This window comes from Massilia sp. CCM 8734 (assembly GCF_011682155.1).
GTDB classification, from domain to species: domain Bacteria; phylum Pseudomonadota; class Gammaproteobacteria; order Burkholderiales; family Burkholderiaceae_D; genus Telluria_A; species Telluria_A rubra.
The window spans coordinates 1-2,510 of sequence record NZ_WHJI01000104.1 but is presented as its reverse complement, the minus strand read 5'-3'; the positions used below and the strand labels follow the sequence as shown (position 1 = coordinate 2,510).

The 2,510-nt window shown below is 59.3% G+C and carries 1 protein-coding gene; it reads left to right on the top strand.

The features are described from left to right. Positions 1–190: 190 nt before the first annotated feature. The coding region (locus tag F2P46_RS35500) for a tape measure protein (protein WP_166899189.1) at positions 191–2,510 on the top strand (2,320 nt) is incomplete at its 3' end.

Here is a 2,510-nt window from a genome sequence, read left to right as displayed (position 1 = left end):
CAGGCTGTCGCGCGAGTATTTCGGTGAATCGCACCGCGCGACCAAGCGCGACTGCAAGCCTCCATTCAGCCAAGCAGAGGCCGGGTACGCGCAAGCACTGCGCGCTGAAAACCGACAGCGAATTAGAACGTTCCTCGATTAGGCCAGCCTCGCGCTGGCCTTTTCTTTGACACAGAATTTAAGGAAAAGCATGATCATCGGCGATATGGAAATCAGGCTGAGGGCAGATATCGCCCGGTTGCAGCGCGATATGGATAGCGCGCGCCGTGTGGTTGGCGATGCCACGACCAGCATCAGCCGTGCCGCTGACATGGCGAAGGCCGCGCTGGCCGGTATCGCCGCCGGCGTGGGCCTGTCGCAGCTTGTGCAGATGTCGGACGCATACGCCAAGTTCACGGCACAGCTTAAGCTAGCCTCGCTCTCCGCACGCGAGTACGGGCTAGCCTACGCCGACGTCAAGCGAATTGCGGCCGGATCGCAGCAAGGACTGCAAGAAACCGGGGTGCTGTATGCCAGGATTGCCAACGGAACGCGCGAGCTTGGCACCGCACAGAAACAGGTGGCGGCGATCACAGAAACAGTTAACTTGTCGCTGCTGGTCTCTGGCGCTACCGCATCCGAGGCCGCATCAGCGCAGTTGCAGCTTTCCCAAGCATTCGCGTCCGGAACGCTGCGCGGCGAGGAATTTAACGCTGTGAACGAGGCTGCGCCGCGCCTTATGCTTGCCTTGGCGGACGGCATTGGCGTGCCAGTTGGAGCGCTCAAGAAGATGGCGGAAGAAGGCGCCATCACGTCCAAAATTATGGCCGACACATTGCCCAATGCACTTGTTCGGCTGCGTGAGGAGGCAAAGGAAGTTCAGACGATTTCGGGGGCCTTCACGGTCCTCAAGAACAACATGATGGAGTTTGTCGGCATACAGTCAAACGCCAGCGGCGCGGTAGCGGCCCTAACTGGCGCCATTCGGTCGTTATCTGAGAATTTGGCGCTTATTGGCGTAGCAATGGCAGCACTGCTTGCCGTGAAGGTGGCCACTTTTCTCGACGCAATAATTGCAAAGACGTACGCCTCCGTGACCGCCATGGCAGCGGAGCGAGCCAGCCTGGTCGCGTCAGCACAAGCAACAGTGGCGAGTACATACGCGCAAGTTGGCAATCTTGAGGCCCGTCTCGCGATGATCGCGACGCTGCGAGCAGAGACTATGGCAACGGTGGTCGCGGCTAACGCGGTAATCAATTCTGCCGCTTCGGATGCCGCGAAGACTCTCGCACTTCAATCGCGATCGGTCGCAATGATTGAACTTGCCGCACTGGGCCGAGCGCAGGTTGGCGTTGAGGCGGCGCTTGTGGTGTCAACAACGGTTGCAACTGCGGCAACCGGCCGCCTGACAGCTACGATGATCGGCGCTACGATTGCTGCGCGCGCTATGGCACTTGCTGTATGGGCGTTTGCCAATCCACTCGCAGCCATTGCAATCGCACTTGGCGTCGGCGCTACGGCATGGACGTTCTGGAGTAATCGAACCGCTGAGGCCAACGACAAAGCCCTGCAGTCTACTGACGAAACGACGATTGAAATGATCGCGCGCCTCGACAAACAGATTGAAAAACTGAAAGAGCGCAACCGCCTGCAGGACACGGAGCCGCGCCTTAAAGGCTTGAATGATCTGAGCGACGCCGATAAGGACGGGCTGGCGCGTGCCAAGGCTGATCTAGAGGCCGTTCGTGCTGGAACTGGGAAGTGGGCCGGCGTGAGCCAGTCGATGCGATACCTGGACGAAGTCACGGTTCTTCACGAATATGAGCTCGCATTAAGGCGTGTGAGCGAGCGGCAAGACGAGGTCACCCACGCCGCGAACCGAGGGCGCGATGCGAAGCTTGCAGATTGGTATGGTCAGAACGGCACTGCTGCGCAGAAGCTTGCGGCGGAGCTCGAAGGCCTGCGAAAACAATTCGGCACGATTCCGCCCGAAATGGAAAAGCTCGTCCGCGCCAAATACGCTGACAAAGGCAGCGCGGCCGCGATAAAAGCAGAGGCCACCGCCTACCAGGCTCTTATGACGTCGATCGCGGAGAAGGGCGAAGCCAACAAGCTCGAACTCGACGGTTACGACAAGCTGTCCGAATCGCAAAAACTGACCATTAAACTCGATGCTGCAATTTCGACGGGCAAGAACAATTTGTCGGCAGCCTCGATACAAAGTGCGCGCGCCGGTATCGCTGCGCGCGCCGCAGAGGAGGCGATGATTGAGTCACGTGCCGCCGATGCGAGCTGGGCGGAGAAGTCGTCTTCCGCAAACGCTGATGCGGCTGAGAGCCTAAGTAAGGTCACCGCACAGATGCGTGCCGACGCCTTGGCGCAGCAGGACCACAACAAACAGATCGGGCTGGGGAAGATGGCCCTTGCCGATCTGGAAGCGCAGCGCTATGAGCACTTGGCATCAGTGAAGGATGAGAATGCCGCACTGGCTGAGGCGATTGACTTTAGCGGGACGATGTCGCAGGCGTACC